This window comes from Chlamydia abortus, assembly GCF_002895085.1.
In the GTDB taxonomy this organism is placed as follows: domain Bacteria; phylum Chlamydiota; class Chlamydiia; order Chlamydiales; family Chlamydiaceae; genus Chlamydia; species Chlamydia abortus.
Genome location: NZ_CP024084.1, coordinates 661,783 through 679,651 on the forward strand (window position 1 = coordinate 661,783; position 17,869 = coordinate 679,651).

Sequence of the window (17,869 nt, forward strand, 5' to 3'; positions counted from 1 at the left end):
GAACTACCTGTGGAGCTTCTCTCTGTAAATAAAAGTTACTTTGAATTGCAACGTTTGCACTACCGTCCGGAAACCTTAAGATTTTTACAGGGTATCACATCTCTGCACATTGTAGACTCTGTCTCTACAGCCTCTCCTCAGGTTCCTAAAGATCTTCAAGAACATATTCCTTATTTGTGCAATATCCCTGAAGTCACTATTGAAAAGGGAAAAGCAAAGCCTTCCCAACCTTTGAAGATTGGGGTATTACTTTCTGGGGGTCAGGCTCCCGGAGGCCACAACGTTGTTATAGGGCTATTCGAAGGACTGCGCGCCTTTAACCCTAAAACAAAACTTTTTGGGTTTATCCAAGGCCCTTTAGGATTAACACGTGGTTTATATAAAGATCTCGATATCTCTGTGATCTACGACTATTACAATGTCGGGGGTTTTGACATGCTCTCTTCAAGTAAAGAGAAAATCAAAACCAAGGAACAAAAAAGCACCATTCTTACTACTGTAAAAAAGCTCAAACTTGATGGTCTACTGATTATAGGAGGGAATGATTCTAATACCGATACAGCCATGCTCGCGGAGTATTTCCTCAAGAATAATTGCCATATCCCCATCATTGGGGTGCCAAAAACTATTGATGGAGATCTAAAAAACTTCTGGATTGAGACCCCCTTAGGGTTTCATACTTCCTGTCGCATTTACTCAGAAATGATCGGAAATTTAGAAAAAGACGCTCTATCCATAAAAAAGTACCATCATTTTGTCCGTCTTATGGGACAAAAAGCTTCTTACACAACTTTAGAATGTGGTCTACAGACTTTACCTAATATCACCCTCATTAGCGAACATCTCGCTATGAGAAAGATTTCCCTACAAAAGCTTAGTGAACATCTCGCTATGGGCTTAGTGAATCGCTACAGATCTGGGAAAAATTATAGTACGATACTGATTCCTGAAGGGTTGCTTGAGCATATATTCGATACAAAGAAACTCATCAATGAACTCAATGTTTTGCTTTTAGACAATACCCTCAACTTTGATAATGTAAATAAACAACTTTCTCCAGAGTCTTTAAAGACATTTTCTGCTCTACCTACAGAAATTGCTCAGCAACTACTGATCGCTAGGGATTCTTATGGGAATGTACGGGTCTCTAAAATTGCTACAGAGGAACTCTTAGCTGCTCTAATAAAAAAAGAAATCCAAAAAATAGAACCAAAAATGGAATTCCAATCTGTGAATCACTTTTTTGGCTATGAGTCGCGTGCAGGATTCCCTTCAAATTTCGATGCCAATTACGGACTCGCCTTAGGCATTGTTTCTGCTCTTTTCCTTGTCAGACAACGGACAGGTTATATGGTAACTATCAACAACCTGGCTCTCCCTTATAGCGAATGGAGTGGTGGGGCTACGCCTTTATATAAAATGATGCAATTGGAACAACGCTTAGGTGAAGAAATCCCTGTAATTAAAACAGATTCTGTAAATCCAAATGCTCCGGAAGTTCAATACCTTTTAAATCAAAGTGATACTTGCTTGATGAAAGATATGTATTCTTTTCCGGGGCCATTACAATATTTTGGTGAAGAACGACTCATAGATCAACGACCACTAACATTGTTATGGGGAAATAAAACATAGAGAAAAATAAGCACCTTTGCCAAGGCAACTATCTGGCCACTTCAGAAACCACTCTCTAAAAAGATGCTTATAGAAGAAAATTAGCGGTAGTCGGACTTGAACCAACGACTCGCAGATTATGATTCTGCTGCTCTAACCATCTGAGCTATACCGCCACACTAGATGGTAAAATTAATAGCGGGAGAAGGATTCGAACCTCCGACCTTTGGGTTATGAGCCCAACGAGATGACCACTACTCTATCCCGCGATAGATAAAAGACTTTAGCAAAGCTCTATATTTTTGCACAAGGGATATATCGTTTAAAAGATTCCCAGGTGCGATCAAAAGCGACTTTCTCCTCATGTAAAAACATCTCACCTTTCTGAATATAAGCTGCTCTCTCTTCAGGATGATCTAATAAAAATGTAATCACTTCGACGATATTTGCCTTGTCTAAACAACACCCTGCACCCATGGACAACAGACGCTCTGCTAAATCTGACTGGGATTGGATGTGTGGGCCAAAAATTAACGGCACACCACATTGTAACGGCTCTAATAAATTATGCCCGCCTATCCTATCATCAAATGTACCCCCTACAAAAGCAAGATCAGCAGCAGAATACAATTGTTTTAACCAACCAATAGCATCGACAATAATGGCGTCATGCTGAGCAAATGTCGCTTCTTGACTCCACAAACCATAAGAAATATTTTCTTTAATCAAGAGGCCTTCTAATTCTTTGGATCTCTCAATATGTCGAGGTACCCAAAGAACTTTTAAATTTCTACGTAATGCACGGACTGCAGGAAGCCAAACCTCAACATCTTTAGGATGTACAGAACCTAAAACAAGCAATTCTGTATCTTGAGTTAATTGTAATTTTTCTCTCCAATAATCTCGCTGGCTATTTTCAGATATGGTTTCTGTATACGTCTTGATATTTCCAGTAACTTCTATTTTCTCTTTATCAACACCCAGCTGCAAAAAACGTGCTTTATGCTGCTCATCTTGTAGTAAAAAGCCGTCTATAGGGGAAAAATAGTTTCTACCAAAACGTTTTAAAATGGTGAACCGTTTACAAGAATTAGCTGAAAGCTTCCCATTAATAATAATGGCAGTAGCACCGAGCCTTTTGGCCTCTTCAATAAAATTCAGCCAACAGTCTCCCTCAGAAAAAACTACTAAAGATGGTGCGATAGCTCGAACAACAGGTTTAATGATTATGCTTAAATCTAAAGGTAAAATAAAAGTTGTTACTCCGAGAGGTCCAAACAACCTGTGAGCATTCTCATGTCCTGATTCGGTACAAGAAGTCACAACACAACGCCATTCCGGATAATCTTTCATGAACTGTTTTAATAAGGGAAGAAGGAGAGCTGTCTCACCTACAGAAGCTCCATGAAACCAAGCTACGGGTCCCGTTCCTGGCACTTCTGGTTTCTTAAAACCAAAACGAATACCTAATGACTTGGTATACTTCCCATGAACGAATCTCTTATAAAGAATTCTAGGAAGCCCCACCATAAATGCGAAGATTAAAAAACAATCGTAGAGGAAAGTATGCAGCTTAGTACGTCGACCTTTGATCATAGAACGAAATTCACCAATCTATTAGGAACAAAAACTTCTTTTTTAATTTCTTTATCTTCTAGATATTTAGCGACGGACTCTCTTGCTGCGGACAAGATGTCTTCTTGTGAAGTGTTCTTATCCATATCTAAACGCGCTCTTAACTTTCCATTGACCTGTATTACAAATGTTACGGAAGTATCTTCTAAATATTTCGGGTCTACTTCTGGCCACCCTGCATTGTCGATACCGGGAGCGTAGCCCAAAACTGTCCACAATTCCTCACTGATATGAGGAGCTATAGGAGCTAAAGCACGCACAACCATAGACAAAGCAGATTTAGAATAAGTATCAAGCTTTGCGAATTCATTGATGAATTCCATAAAAGAAGATGGTATCGTATTTAAAGACATTTTTTCTATATCTTCCCCAACCTTATGTACGAGTCTGTGCGCAAGAGCCATTCCCTTAGGATCATCAATATCTTGAACAGCAGATGAAGTAGCTAACTCATAAAAACGATTTAAAAAGCGCCTACAGCCTGAAACACCCTGATTACACCACAGCTTGTTTTTATCTAACGGTCCTGAAAACATCGCATACATACGCAACGCATCAGCTCCGAACTCATCTATTAGGATTTGAGGATCCACTCCATTTAACTTAGACTTCGACATCTTTTCCTGACGGACTTCTAATTCTTCTCCAGAAGCCGTTGTCCATTTGCCGTTATCCTCTCGAGCATCTTCAGGGTGAACATACCCCTTACCAGGAATCCGGTACGATGTCGCAAGAACTAAACCTTGATTGATTAACTTTTTAAAGGGTTCTGGCGTCGAGACCAAGCCGGCTTCATAAAACACCCGATGCCAAAAGCGAGAATATAGTAAGTGCAAAACCGCGTGTTCTGCACCTCCAATATACAGATCCACAGGCATCCAGTAGCGTTCATTTTCATGAGACCAAGGTGCTTGAGAATTATGCGCATCACAAAAACGCAAGTAATACCAGCAAGATCCTGCCCACTGAGGCATAGTATGTGTTTCACGTCTTCCCGGACGCTGAGTCTTTACATCATGAATATCTACCCACTCTTTTACCTTTGCCAAGGGCCCTTGACCAAAACCCTTGGGGCGGTAGTCTTGAATTTCGGGAGGCAGTAAAGGAAGTTCATCATCTTCTAAAGGACGGCATGTCCCATCTTCAAAATGAATAATGGGAATTGGCTCTCCCCAATACCTTTGGCGAGAAAATAGCCAATCATGCAGCTTATACATCACTTTAGCTTCTCCCAAATTCCTCTTTTGCAAATAAGCAATCACATAATCGCTAGCTTCTTTGCCTTGCAGGCCGTTGAGAAGAAAATCCCCATGGTTACTATTGATACAATGTTCATTTTCATCGAGAACCTCATCAATAGGTAGAGCAAATGCGTTAGCAAACTCTCTGTCTCTCTCATCATGAGCAGGGACGCCCATCACCACTCCGGAACCATATCCCATGATCACGTAATCGGAAACCCAGATAGGTAAAGCAGCACCTGTGATCGCGTGCTTAGCATAGGCTCCTGTAAATACTCCGCTTTTTACCTTAGTTTCACTTATACGTTCACGTTCGCTTTTACTTTGTGCACAGCGAATATAGCTTTCTACAGCACTACGTTGTTCCTCAGAAACGAGTTGCTGTATCTCAGGATGTTCTGGAGCCATGACGAGAAACGATACACCACATAGGGTATCGGGACGTGTAGTAAATACTTCTAAACACTTGTCTTTATCTACTACAAAACGTAGGAGAGCCCCTTCTGACTTCCCTATCCAATTTCTTTGAAGCTGTTTGACGTTTTCTGGCCAATCTAAATCCTCTAAACCCTGCAATAGCTGATCTGCATACGCTGTAATACGTAAAATCCACTGGCGCAACATTCTACGCTCTACGGGATACCCTCCCTCTATGGATAAACCATTCTCTACTTCTTCATTAGCTAAAACAGTCCCTAACTCTTCACAATAGTTGACTGCCATATCTGCCATATAGGCCAGCCCCTTTTCATACAAAAAGAGAAAGAGTTTTTGAGTCCAACGATAGTACTCAGGGTCACTAGTAGCAAACTCTCTCGCCTCGTCATAGGAAAATCCCATAGCTGAAAGTTGCTTTCTAAAATTCTCTATATTCTTTTTTGTAGTTTCCCTAGGATGTGTTCCTGTTCTAACTGCATATTGTTCTGCAGGCAAGCCAAAACTATCCCAACCCATAGGATGTAGAACTGAAAATCCCTTAGCCCTCTTATAGCGTGCGACAATGTCTGTAGCGGTATAACCTATGAGATGTCCGACATGCAGGCCGGCTCCAGAAGGATAAGGGAACATGTCCAATACATAATATTTAGGCTTATCGGCAGTTTCGTCTGCCTTAAAGCTTTTGTGTTCCTTCCAAAATTGCTGCCACTTCTTTTCTATTAAACTAGGATCGTACCGCATAATATCCTGACAAAGAGATCTTTTTAAAATAAAATAGAGGCTAGTGTATCGTTCACTCGATGAAAAGACAAGAATCTTCTAATCAAAACCCGCAAAGCGTTAAATTTTTTCTATAAAAAACGCACTTCTGCTATATTCTTGCCCCATTTCCTTCCCAACACATTGACAAAAAAAATATAAAACCTTATTTTAGTTATCTTTTAATTAGGTTGCTTTTCATGTTAGTTAAAATGAGCAAACTATTCGCTTTTATTTTTTTATTTTTCATAGTAGCTAATGTATCTCAAGCTGAATCAGTTAAAATCCCTGGATTTCCAGAAATCCCCGAGAGCTTGCTTGTAATTAACAGAACACAGACTCCAAAAAACGAAATCTGCCGAGCTGTCAATATACAAAGTGGTCAGCATAACCTTGTAGGTACGCTCCACTTACCCGTGACTCCTATGCCTGAAGGTGGTTATCCTACCATCATTTTATTTCATGGCTTCCGAGGAAGTACCGTGGGTGGCTTGACAGGATCTTATAGAAAGATCGCACGAGCTTTAGTTGAAATGGGTATAGCTTGTGTACGTTTTGACATGGCTGGGTGCGGAAATAGCGAGGGCATTGCTATCGAAGTACCTATTAAAACCTATCTCAAAAATGGTGAGGACATTCTTGAGACGGTAATACAGTATCCTGAAGTGAATCCTTCTAGATTAGGTATTGCCTCCTTCTCTCTAGGGTGCCACACTGCTTTCCACCTCGCACAATTTTACTGTCCTTCCCAATTTCAGATTCGTGCAATCAGCCTTTGGGCTCCAGTTGCTGATGGAGCAATTTTATTTAAAGAAATGTATGAGTCGGTGAAAAACAATACCAGTATTGTGGATAACCTGGGAAAAGACTTTGGATTTGGCCTTGCGCCTTTAGTGATTTGCGAAGAAGACGTTAAGGATTTTCTCTCTCTTCAAGATCATATTGTTTTGAACTCTCTTCCTACGAGGATCCCTATTTTACATCTACAGGGCAGAGAAGATAACTTAGTATCTTTAACTCAAAGAGACTTATTTAAAAATACAGCTCCAGGGAATACCGAGTTTAAAATCTATAACGATACAGATCACAATTTAGGCACCTCTCCCCATATGCAAGAGATCATTCAAGATATCGTTACATACTTCTCCATTCATCTATAGACTGTATTCACTTTGGCTTCTATCTCTACAAATACTTCTCAGAAAGGAAGGTCTTTGTGAGCTTTTCTCACAATATTCCCTGCTTGATTCATCAGATCCTTTTCCCTATACTAGGATTTACTTCTACTCATAGAGATCGATATGACAGATGTATTAGTCATAGGCGCCAACCCCACGGGTCTCATTTTAGCAAACATGCTCATTCAGCATGGCATTCTTGCAAAAGTGATAGACCATCGGGATTCTGCAGACGAACCCGATTTTATAGATTTTAGGGATCTGCCTGTTGTTTTATCCTGCTCTTCTTTAGAACTTCTAGACAATGCAGGTTTGATCGATGATTTCGTAGAAAAAGGGCACAAACTCTTCGGAGCTCGTTATCACTGGAAAAAACGTACGGTATTGTTCAAGTTTAACCAAGCATCAGAATCACGTTTTCCGTTTGCTTTATCCACTTCTTATCAAGAGTTCACCAAACACCTGATTCGTAAGTTTGAGGAAAATGGTGGAGCCATCCATTGGGGAACACGTCCTGTTACCTTAGTAGACAATAGTATTTTTATAGAGAGTACGAAAACATCACAAAATTTCGAAAATCGAGAAATTTACAACCCTAAATGGGTGATTGCCAGCGAAGCTGATAGCGATCCTGACATTCGCGATCTATTTAAAAATCAATTAAAGCCTCGGAAGCAAGCAAAAGAAGTCCTTTTTGTTGATTGTGATGAAGGGGAACCTTTCGAAGAAAGCCATATTCACCTAGTCCCCAACTCAAAAAGTTTCTTGAATTTCGTTTTTTATAATCACAAGAAAGGTACCAAACAGTTGTGTCTTAGCAACACCGCTTACCCTTTATCAGTAAAGCAAAAGCAGAAATTACTTTATAATTATAATCTTGCTGTTACTGATGAACATCACCATATAAAATCTGTTTTTCATCAGTATCCTGCAGACCACAACAACTTTCTATTTGTTGGTAATTTAGCTAATAATCTGAATTTTTCTTATCTTACAGGAATCAATTCCAATATCCATACAGCTTTTAATTTAACATGGAAGCTGATCCCTGTAGTCAAAAAGGCTGCCTCAAAATACCTCATAACGGCTAAAGAACACGAAATTGGGAATATTCTTCCTCACCTTAGCGAAAAGAGGCAAGGACGGGCTAAAAATCTATTATTCTCGAATCTTTATGCGCCCGCTCTGATGTATTATTTTTTAAAGGGTTGCCGTCAATTGGATGTGTCTGGAGGAGAGTATTACTATCCCCCCCACAAGGCATTGAAATATCAAAATAGCGATATTATTAAGATGTCTTCACAAGATAAAGAAATTCTTGGTCCAAGTCCTGGTATGCGAGCCATCAATGCTCAACTTGATAATGGTAGCTATCTACTCGACGGTTTAAAAAGTACCAAACACTTGCTCATCTTCTTTAAAGAACGTACTGATCTAGAGCAAGCTCTTAAAGAAGAGTATGGTGAATGGTTAGAGGTCATTGTTACTAAAGATCCCAAGATTGCCAATCTTTACCATGCGAATCCGGATTCATTATTTATTATCCGTCCTGATTGTTATATCGGCTATAGAACTCATAAATTCAAGTTACATGAACTGATCTCCTATCTATTGCGGATATTCGCAACAGAAAAAATAGATTAAGCACGTACTCTATCTAAACGTTTTTCTACTTTTCTCACTATCATCACTCTTCCGAATTGCCTACTCTGTACCCTAGCTAGTAGAGTGCCCTACTCCATGAAGATCTAGAGATGACTCGAGTATAACGTATGACCTAGCGCAATTTTTTCTTGAATTAATGCCCGTTTTCTTTTCTGTAACTCTTGAAGAGTTTGAGACAAAGCTTCTAATTCTCTTTCCCATTCAGTACGTCCCTGGGCAAACATCTTATCTTTTTCCCCGACTACGCTAGAGGCTATGATGTATTTTTTCTCGATTTCTTTAACATTTTGTATTTTTTGTGTGGCCGTTAGTGCTTTCACTTGGAAATCTTTCACTAAACGTGTCAAAACATACTTCGGCTGTTGCAATAGTTTCTGGTACAAATCACGCAATAGATCCTGATTCTGACCATCTACCCTCTCATTAGCACGGACATGTTCGAGTAAATTGGCAACTAATCGAGTATTTTTTCTCTTATGGACATTCTTCATGATCCAACTATCAATACGTTGCGACGCTAAAGAATACAAGTGGTGTCTACCCATGGTTGCGTTTACCGCTACCACCCCTTGGAGAGATTTTCCTTCTCTTATAATTTGTGTACTTCTAACAAAGTTTTCGTCTCCTAGCAGCGTCCCATAGGCTAGTGGGGATAAGTTTCTTTCTACTCTTAAGTAAGAAAAAAGTAATCTTTGTGCTTTTCGATACTCTTCTGTAGAAACTTCTTCTCCGTCAGAAATTTTTTGCTTTAAGCATTGAAGCTCTCCTAGAGCACCTTGAGCTAGCGACCATCCTTTACCAGGAATAGGAGAAGAAAACTCTAAGAATGGGGAGAGATGACCTATACCCAAATAATCCAAGGCTCTCTTACGCACTTCGAGCTCTTGCTCACCGACAATCGTCCTTTGAGATGGATCTTCTAAAGTTCTTGCTCTAGAGACTTCGAAACGTGCTAGCTGATCCCTACGGTGTTGATCCAGTCTGACGTCATTGTTCCCTAAGCAAGAAGATAGTTCTAATGTATTTTGAATCTCCTGTAGGTACCCAGCTTCAGCAGATTCTTTAACTAGGTTATCGAATAACTGTTTAGCTTCGTTGACTATAGCATCAGACGCATTGGGGTCATCAATTTTAAACATCAATTGAGTAAGAGCCTCTACCCGACTCTTGATTTCATTAGCATCGACTTGCTGATCTGGTATTTGAGACACTATTTGAGATAGGACATCCGCCATACCTCGACTCTCCACAAGCATCTGTTCTAATTCAGAGAACTGTGCTCTAGCATGCTCAAGACGCTGTTGTAGCTGATTTTTATACGCTACCTGCTGACGATAACTGAGTAGCTCATTATCATAACGCATGCGATGGTTGACTATCTTATTTTCTTCTTCTTCTAGTCGACCGATCTCTACAGTAATTTCATCCAAACGTCGCTGACCACTAGCTAAGATCATTTCTCTAGCAGCATCTGTAGGTTGTAGAACAAGGTGATCTGTAGCCTCCTGTTGATCGGAAGTTAATGACGCTGGGTCTCTAACGGTTTCCTCAGACGCTTTTTTTCTATCTATAACACCTTGAAGATCTGTAGTGCCAAAGCGTCTCTGTATCCTTTTATCTAAAGATTTTGAAAAACTTTTCAGCTCTTGGATCGATTTTTTGAAATCGTCCTTCTTATGAGAAGGATCTCCATCTAAATCACGAACGATTCCCCTAGCCCAGCTATGCTCAAAACCTTCTAGCTGTAAAATATCCTGAACTCGAGAAAGACGCTGCACATCAGGATTGTTAAATTCTGAAGGGAGGATCTTTGTTGCCGGCAGTAAATCTTTGGCTAATGATGCTACACGCACATCAAAAGTTTTCTCCTCGATGATATGGTCAAAAACCATAGGAATGATTTGTAAGACCAGTGCCGCAGCACTAAGACCTATCGGCAGCCAGACCATTTGCAGAGACAATAGAGATAAGCTTGCTATAAGCATCCCTACTCCCAAGACAAACATGACCAAAGATTGTCCTTTGTTCCACTTACTGGCTATTTTTTGTACCTGATTCAAGAAACTGCTTAAATCGTTATTACGTGTTTCCCAGAAACTCTTGCTTACATTCTGGGCATCACTCACCGTTTGCGCAGTACTTTCTGCTACCTCTCCAAGTTCTGCTACCTCTACCAGGACATCCTGTTCACCATAGGATGACAATACAGTTTCTAAATCTGCTAACTTACCCGATCTAGGCTCATGCATAACTGAAAATAGCTGATTCGATGCACGTATGACCTCTTCAACAGCAATGTTATCGGGAGAACTTAAAGATTGTTCTAAATGAGTCATCTCCGTCAGGATCGCTTGTATATGATCAATACCTGAATCAAGTAAAACATCGATCGTTTCCTGAGGTCTCGGTTGGGTCGATTGAATAGCGGCTACGAGCTCTAATTCCTTCTTCTTAGATGCTGTCTTTAATGAAGACTCCTTACTTGCCAGTGCCTGCCATAACAAGGATCTTGTCGTTGTCCCTTCAACTTGAATTCTTTGTCCAATACTTTGAATTTCAGGAACAATAGAGTACAACTCTCCCATAAGAGCTTTAAACTCCTCGGCCCATGCCGCAATATCTTCTTTGGTAGGAAGAGCTGCAGCACCTCCAAGAGCATTGTAGGTCGTATCTAAGAAAGTACGACATCCTTGAATAAAACCTGCGACATCCTCAGCTTGATGATGTGATGTCTTTAACTTATCAATTTCAGATTCTATAGTCGCATAGTTCTCTGAGAAATCATGCATCAAGACTAGAGCCATCTTTTGAGATTTAAAGGTGTTATACTTCTCACTCCACCCTTCGACCTTCTCACGGGCTTTTTCTAAGTCTTGAATAATTGCATTCTTGTCTTGGAGAATCTCTTCCACAGGTTTTGGAGATATAGCTCCCCAACTATCCTTATTCACTAAGTTTAACAGCTGGTTTATAGAACTCAAAATTCTCACACGCTGCTTGTCAGGATGTTTCTGGATAGCCTTCTCTATGTCCATCCGGACAAACTTCCCAAGCTGTATGCACCTATGAATTTTATCAAACAAGGAACTCAGATTGCCAAGATTAGCAAGATAACCGATCAACTCTGTCTGCACTTTATTAGATAAATCCGCAGCATTGGCACGTTTATCCCCTAGGAATGTACGTATGTTCTTCGTCTCTGTCTTTATCGAGGCTTGCAGAGCTGTTTTTATAGTATCTGCCTCGGCAACATTCCCGGATTCATGTTCTGAGATGATATTCTTAAGCTGATCTACAATATTTCTAATCATCAACTGACGCGTAGCGTCTATACTCTCATGAGTATTCAGCTTATTCGCGCCGGCTTGAATTTTTGAATACAGATCGGTTAACGTAGGGTCTTTAGATAAAGCATATACATCCGTTTTCCAAGCTTCAAACTCTACTAACCAATCTGCAAGTTGGACCTTGGCGATATGCGTTTGCAACTTTGTGAATATATCTAAGGTGATATCCACAGTTTGTTGTTCCTGAGACAAATATAAACGTGTCGCCGGTGTAATATCTAATAACCAGGACGAAAGTGTATTGCTATGTAAGTAGGTACGCTCATACTGGTCTAGAGTCTGACGAATCTCCAGACCAACTTTATTGCCAAATCCGCAGATACTCATCAAAGATTTTGCAAGGTCGACGAAGTCGATTCCTGGGAGGAGTGCTGGCAAATCTACCCCAGTTTCTTGAAGAGAGGAGTTAGAAAGTGCGCGTAAAGTAGAGTATGCGGAATTATTCTTTAATAACTCGACCTTAGCATTCAACACATCAGAAAGACGTTTTTGCCAGGCTGCGTCATCAACACCGTCAACACCTAAAAGTGCGTTACATTGGTAACGGGAGTGCATTTCCCCAGATAACCCGATATTCTTATCAAGAGTGGCTCCTCCGTCATAAACATTTTGGCTCATGTCTGGACGTAGCTTAGCAAGAAGCTTCTCTTTTAAAGATCCCCCCTTAGGAATCTCAATATGATACTTAGATAAAGTCGAGCTTCTTAAATCTGGATGCTGACTCATTAAATGTCTGTGATACACCTGTAGAGAACGATATTTTAATCTTATCTCCTGACAACGGGCGCGTAATTTCGTGCTGGCAAGCCCAGTAAATAAAGACATACCTAGAGTAATAACGACAGGAATCCACAGACTGATATTGAAAATCATCATTACAGGAATAACAAAAAGAATCGCTAGTCCTACGAGTGTCAGAATAATCAGGGCAATCTTGTACAAACGCATCTTTTTCAGATCCGTTTGTTCCATAGAGGAGAGCTCTCCCTCTACAGCTTCTAAAAGAACTTGCTGAGTAGTCAATCCCGCACGTAGGCCTTTTGCCTCCGGGCTCAATGGAGATGGTAAGGAAACAGAATCCCGCTGTCCTCTCAGAGAATTTTGATTAGTGTCTCCATTAACTAGAGAAATAGACACAGACAACCTCAAAAAATATAGTAATTTAAAAAAAAATTGAACTTTCAGATAAGCATTATAACTCTAAAAGAATTTTTATTAAATCATATATGCGAAGATTGTTCTTATCATTTTATTAATAAAAAATAATTAAGAACTTAACAAATGAGATAGTTTGACTTTAGTAAAGAAGTTTTAACAACTCATCCTCACTAAGAATGGGGACTCCCAGTTCTTGAGCTCTTTTTAACTTGGATCCGGGATCTTGGCCCACAACAAGATAGTCAGTGTTTTTAGACACGGACGAACCCACCTTACCGCCACAATTGCGAATGTAAGTTTCTGCTTCGGACCTAGTCAATTTTTCCAGGGTTCCCGTGATCACGAAGGCTTTCCCTAAACAAGAAGAGCTTGCCCTATGGCAAGGTAAAATATGCACCCCTAGAGAAAGCATTTTTTGAATCTCTTCGAGATGTTCTGGTTGATGAAAATACGCAACTATCGACTCTGCCACCTTATCTCCGATGCCCTCTATAGCTTTCAGATCATCTAAAGAGGCCGCCATCACAGATTCTAAAGAAAGAAAATGTTGAGCAAGAGCGTTGGCTCCGCCTATACCCACATAAGGAATACCAAGAGCCGTAATAAAACGATCTAAAGGTACACTTTTGGCTTTCTCTATACTTTTAAGAACGTTTCTTATGGACTTATCTTTAAATCCTGGAACCTGGCGGAGATCTTCTTCAGTGATTTGAAAAATATCACAGCGTCGATGAATGCACCCTAAATCAAATAACTTTGTCACAACTTTTTCACCGAGATGATCAATATCTAAAGCATCTCTTCCACAAAAAAAGCGGATTTTTTCAATAACTCCTGCAGAACACAAGGAGTTCGTACAACGGACAGAAACTTTATCGGATTCGCGAGTGACCTTCTGATGACAAACAGGACAATATTCGGGCATCACCCAAGGCTGGGTGCCTTCTGGACGCTTTTCTAGGCAAACACCAACAACTTGAGGAATAATTTCTCCCCCCTTCTCGACATAGACAGTGTCACCTATACGGATATCTTTTCTCTCAATTTCATCTTCATTATATAGAGAAGCCCTAGAAACCCTAGATCCTGACAACACTACCGGTCGTAGTTTAGCCACTGGGGTCAACACCCCCGTTCTGCCTACCTGAACTATGATGTCTTCTAAAATAGTTTCAGCCCGTTCTGGCGCATACTTGTACGCCAGTGCCCAGCGATAATGCTTCGCTGTCATTCCTAAGACTTTTTGATCTTCTATATCATCTACTTTGATCACCACACCATCGATTTCCATGGGGAGTTGCGCTCGCGCTACTTCTATCTCGTGGAGAGAGGCGACGACTTTCTCTATAGTTTGGCACTGGCGGGGCTGACCAAATACAGGGAATCCCCACTCCTTACACAGCAGGAGATTCTCATAATGCGATCGCTTATTTTCTTCTGCTAACGATCCGTAAATAGAAATTTCTAAATTTCTTTGTGCTGCTTCCTTAGCGGATAACAATTTCAAAGTGCCACCCGCAGCATTTCTTGGATTCGCAAATTCAGGTTTCTCAGCTTGTCTTTGTGCAGCATTTATCTGGCAAAAAGTAGCTCGTGAAAAAAACACCTCACCTCGAACTTCAAGGAATTCTGGAGCCTCTTTGGATAAACGTAGGGGAAGCGAGCGTATCGTACGGATATTGGCTGTGATATCCTCTCCCTTACGTCCATTCCCACGGCTTAAAGCCTGTACAAGAACTCTCTGCTCATAACGAATAGCTACGGCAATACCATCGATTTTGATTTCTAGGGTATATTTAGGAGTATACCCTAACGTTTTCTCTATACGGGAAAAGAACTCGTAAAGCTCTTCTAAAGTATAGGCATTAGCGATAGACAGCATAGGGTGCGCATGAGCGACAATAGGGAAGCTCCCTGAAGTGCGATCTCCGAGACGCATAGAAGGAGACCATAAGACTTTCCATTCGGGATGCTGAGCTTCTATAGAAAGAAGCTGCCGCATTTTCATATCATAGTCATAATCTGAGATTGTGGGATTATGAAGAACATAATAGCGATAATCATCTTCTTCGATATCTTTACACAGAGAGATATACTGTTCTCTGGAATATGTACTTTGCATGCAGTATTTACTTAACTCCTTTTGCGCAGCGGAAACCATAGGTACTATTTACCGCACCAGGATTATTACGATGACGATGAGCACAACGAAGATCATCTTTTAAGCTTTTCCAGCAACCACCGCGCAAGACGCGATATACCCCTTGAGCAGGGCCTTGCGGCGCATGGGATTCTTGAGCAGAGAGTTCATAGAAGTCATAGCTATACCAATCTTCACACCACTCGTATACGTTTCCTGCCATATCATATAATCCATAGGCATTTGCAGGATAACTCATGACTGCTGTTGTATCGGAACTAAAGAAATTCGCCAGACTCTTATCGATTTCTTCACCACAAGGATAACGCTGCTGAGCGACACCTCCATATGCGGCTATTTCCCATTCAGCTTCTGTAGGGAGACGCTTCCCTACCCAAGCAGCATAGCCAGAAGCCCCGTACCAAGTCACACCAACAACCGGATGTTTCGCATAACCTGGCTCGATAACCAGCTTGCCTGAACGTCGTTGTATGCGAGAATCTTTAAGCCGGATCAGCTCATTATAATACTTATCCTGTTCGCTTCCTGAGCATTCTAAATAACGCACAAATTGCTCATTGGTCACAGGATGTATATCTAGGAAAAAGCTCTGCAGGAAAATCTCATGTACAGGATGTTCGTCTCGTTGCCCTTCGCGACTCCCTCGAATAAAAGCTCCTCCCTCGATAAATACCATTTCTGTGAATAAGGGTTGGGGTTTCACCTCTTCTTTTTCTTCTTCTACATAACGGCTAACAACAGGTTCTCGTATTAATAAGGACTGCAAGGCATTCGCATAGCTTTCATCTTCCCTAACAACCTCTTCTGTAGAATCTACAGAAGTATCCATAGCCTCGTCTATAGATTTTGCTTCTACAAGAACAAAAGCTAAATGATCAGAAGGTTCTTGATGTATTCTTTTCTCACCTTCTCGGAAAATATTCGCAACGCTAGGGACCTGCGGTTCGTTACTTATTTCCCTCAGTTGTTCTTCCTTACACTGCATTTTCGCAGTAAGGAGCTGTTCTCCCAGTGTTTTTTTTACAATTAAGAGAGTCAGTTTCCTGGGTCTTTTATCTATAGAATAACTCAAACAGGATTTAATTAATTGATCCCATGAATAAATGTAATCAGGGAAAGCTTCCGATGGCAAAGGAAAGACTCCCTGAGGGAACTTTCTAAATAATAAAAAGTAAACAATCACTCCAAAAGCATAAACATCTTCAGAAATTGTTCCTGACATAGGTTCTGGAGCTTGAAATACAAGTAATTCCTTTAACTTATCTAAAGATGATCTCTCTGGGAACTTTGTTAAAAGATGCTGAGTATAGTGATCCTTGAGCAAAAAAGAAAATCCTAACTCAGGTAAAAACACCGTAGGAGACTCTCCTGAAAGATCCACATGTACAGAGTCTAAACTCAGGCCACCATGAACTAACCCTCTAGAGTGTGCATAATCTAAAACCTCTGCCAACTGTACAACAATCTCTTGAATTTCTAACTCTGATAATCCCTGAGGGAAACTAGAAAGATATTGACTTAAGGAAAGCGTGGGAACTTCTTTTTCTTCAGTGACTAAAAAATACTGATTATCTGCTTGTGAAACATTTTCTATAGAGAGAATGCCAGGATGTTTTATTGTTGCTAATTTTATAATAGTTTCATGAAAAGCATTCATAAATGCTTCTGATGAGGAAAATTCCGAATGCAGTAGTTTTAAAATATACCGTTTTTTTATAAAACGGTGCTCAGCAAGGATATCTTGGCACCATAAGTCCTTTCGCAAATAACAGAGAATCTTATAGTCACCTAAAAACTCAATTCCAATATTCTGCTCGCTTTCCATGGAGCAAACTCCTTGCCTTTTTGAGATTTTCTATCTTCTGCTTATATTGAGCTAACTATAGTAAGGGAAAGGGATGATTGCAATATACAAGAATAACACAGAAGGACTTTGGAAAGATTCTCCTAAAGTCCTTCTTTGTTCTTAAGAATAAACAACACGCGAAAAGATTGTGTGCTCATCACTCTCTCTTAACCACAGTTAGTTACAATCTATTGTTATTTCTATAGTCACTTAACTACAAACTTCGGCAGCTCGCACATCGGTCACTACGCGGTCGGCCCTATCTCCTTCTTCTATACCTGCAACTCTTACCAAAGGTTCTTTAGTAATTTTCCCCACGCCACATAAACGAAGAATCATTACCACAACCCAAGACAATAAAAGAATCCCCAAAACAATCGTACATCCACCTGCCAATCCAGACGTCGGACAACATAAATTTAAGGCTGTCACTCCAAGAACTAAAATTGCAATAGAAAATATAGCGCCAACAACAGCAATCACTGCCCTACTGATATCTACACATCTACGCTCTGTTCTAAATGCAGGGATTTTGTCTACGGATAGATCACAATTCCCTAAGCCACCAAAAACATCTTTCACATTTTCAATAAAAGGCATCAAAACCTCTCTATTTTCATAAATATCCAGAGACAGCACATAGATTATATAACCAGATGCAAACATTCAATCAGAGATTCTCTGATCATAAAAATAATGAGAAAGCCACCGTCCTAGAGCCAAGATTACCCGCTACCAGACTTTGATCAGATCCTTTGCAAAAAATACATTCTATTTTCTTGAAGCGCTAAGAAGACCTGTTTACATTATGAAAAAAGAAAAAACCT

9 protein-coding genes and 2 tRNA genes are annotated in these 17,869 nt (G+C 40.3%); 3 read left to right on the top strand and 8 right to left on the bottom strand.

Translation table 11 applies throughout. The features are described 5' to 3' along the window. The first annotated feature begins 9 nt into the window (after window positions 1–9). Window positions 10–1,635: a diphosphate--fructose-6-phosphate 1-phosphotransferase gene (locus CHAB577_RS03075; RefSeq protein ID WP_011097180.1), complete on the top strand. Its 1,626-nt coding sequence runs from the start codon at window positions 10–12 to the stop codon at window positions 1,633–1,635. Window positions 1,636–1,716: 81 nt separating this feature from the next. On the opposite strand, the gene CHAB577_RS03080 is transcribed toward CHAB577_RS03075, so the two are convergent. The 4 genes from CHAB577_RS03080 to leuS form a co-directional block, all read right to left on the bottom strand. Continuing rightward, window positions 1,717–1,790, bottom strand: a tRNA-Met gene (locus tag CHAB577_RS03080). Window positions 1,791–1,810: 20 nt separating this feature from the next. After that, window positions 1,811–1,883: transfer RNA gene (locus tag CHAB577_RS03085), tRNA-Met, on the bottom strand. A gap of 25 nt (window positions 1,884–1,908) precedes the next feature. Next, entirely contained in the window at window positions 1,909–3,210 is a 1,302-nt protein-coding gene (gene waaA / locus CHAB577_RS03090) for a lipid IV(A) 3-deoxy-D-manno-octulosonic acid transferase (RefSeq protein WP_082047644.1), read from the bottom strand. Next, a complete protein-coding gene (gene leuS / locus CHAB577_RS03095) occupies window positions 3,207–5,669 on the bottom strand; it encodes a leucine--tRNA ligase (protein ID WP_011097182.1) in 2,463 nt (820 codons plus the stop codon). The genes waaA and leuS overlap by 4 nt, the downstream gene beginning before the upstream one ends. A 230-nt stretch (window positions 5,670–5,899) precedes the next feature. Here leuS and CHAB577_RS03100 point away from each other — a divergent pair, with 230 nt between their 5' ends. Continuing rightward, a complete protein-coding gene (locus CHAB577_RS03100; RefSeq protein WP_006344209.1) occupies window positions 5,900–6,847 on the top strand; it encodes an alpha/beta hydrolase in 948 nt (315 codons plus the stop codon). 141 nt (window positions 6,848–6,988) lie between these two features. Next, a complete protein-coding gene (locus CHAB577_RS03105; RefSeq protein WP_011097183.1) occupies window positions 6,989–8,509 on the top strand; it encodes an FAD-dependent oxidoreductase in 1,521 nt (506 codons plus the stop codon). Window positions 8,510–8,613: 104 nt separating this feature from the next. Here the strand turns inward: CHAB577_RS03105 and CHAB577_RS03110 are convergent, their stop codons facing one another. The 4 genes from CHAB577_RS03110 to CHAB577_RS03125 form a co-directional block, all read right to left on the bottom strand. Further along, window positions 8,614–13,014 (bottom strand): hypothetical protein, encoded by a 4,401-nt coding sequence (locus CHAB577_RS03110; RefSeq protein ID WP_041461334.1) that lies wholly within the window; start codon window positions 13,012–13,014, stop codon window positions 8,614–8,616. Between the two features lie 160 nt (window positions 13,015–13,174). Further along, window positions 13,175–15,157, bottom strand: a complete 1,983-nt coding sequence (gene ligA, locus CHAB577_RS03115; RefSeq protein WP_011097185.1) for an NAD-dependent DNA ligase LigA — start codon at window positions 15,155–15,157, stop codon at window positions 13,175–13,177. Window positions 15,158–15,164: 7 nt separating this feature from the next. Next, window positions 15,165–17,021 carry an SUMF1/EgtB/PvdO family nonheme iron enzyme gene (locus CHAB577_RS03120; RefSeq protein WP_011097186.1) on the bottom strand — a complete coding sequence of 619 codons (1,857 nt, stop codon included), beginning with the start codon at window positions 17,019–17,021 and terminating at the stop codon, window positions 15,165–15,167. Between the two features lie 231 nt (window positions 17,022–17,252). After that, window positions 17,253–17,708: a hypothetical protein gene (locus CHAB577_RS03125; RefSeq protein ID WP_173024160.1), complete on the bottom strand. Its 456-nt coding sequence runs from the start codon at window positions 17,706–17,708 to the stop codon at window positions 17,253–17,255. Window positions 17,709–17,869 lie beyond the last annotated feature (161 nt).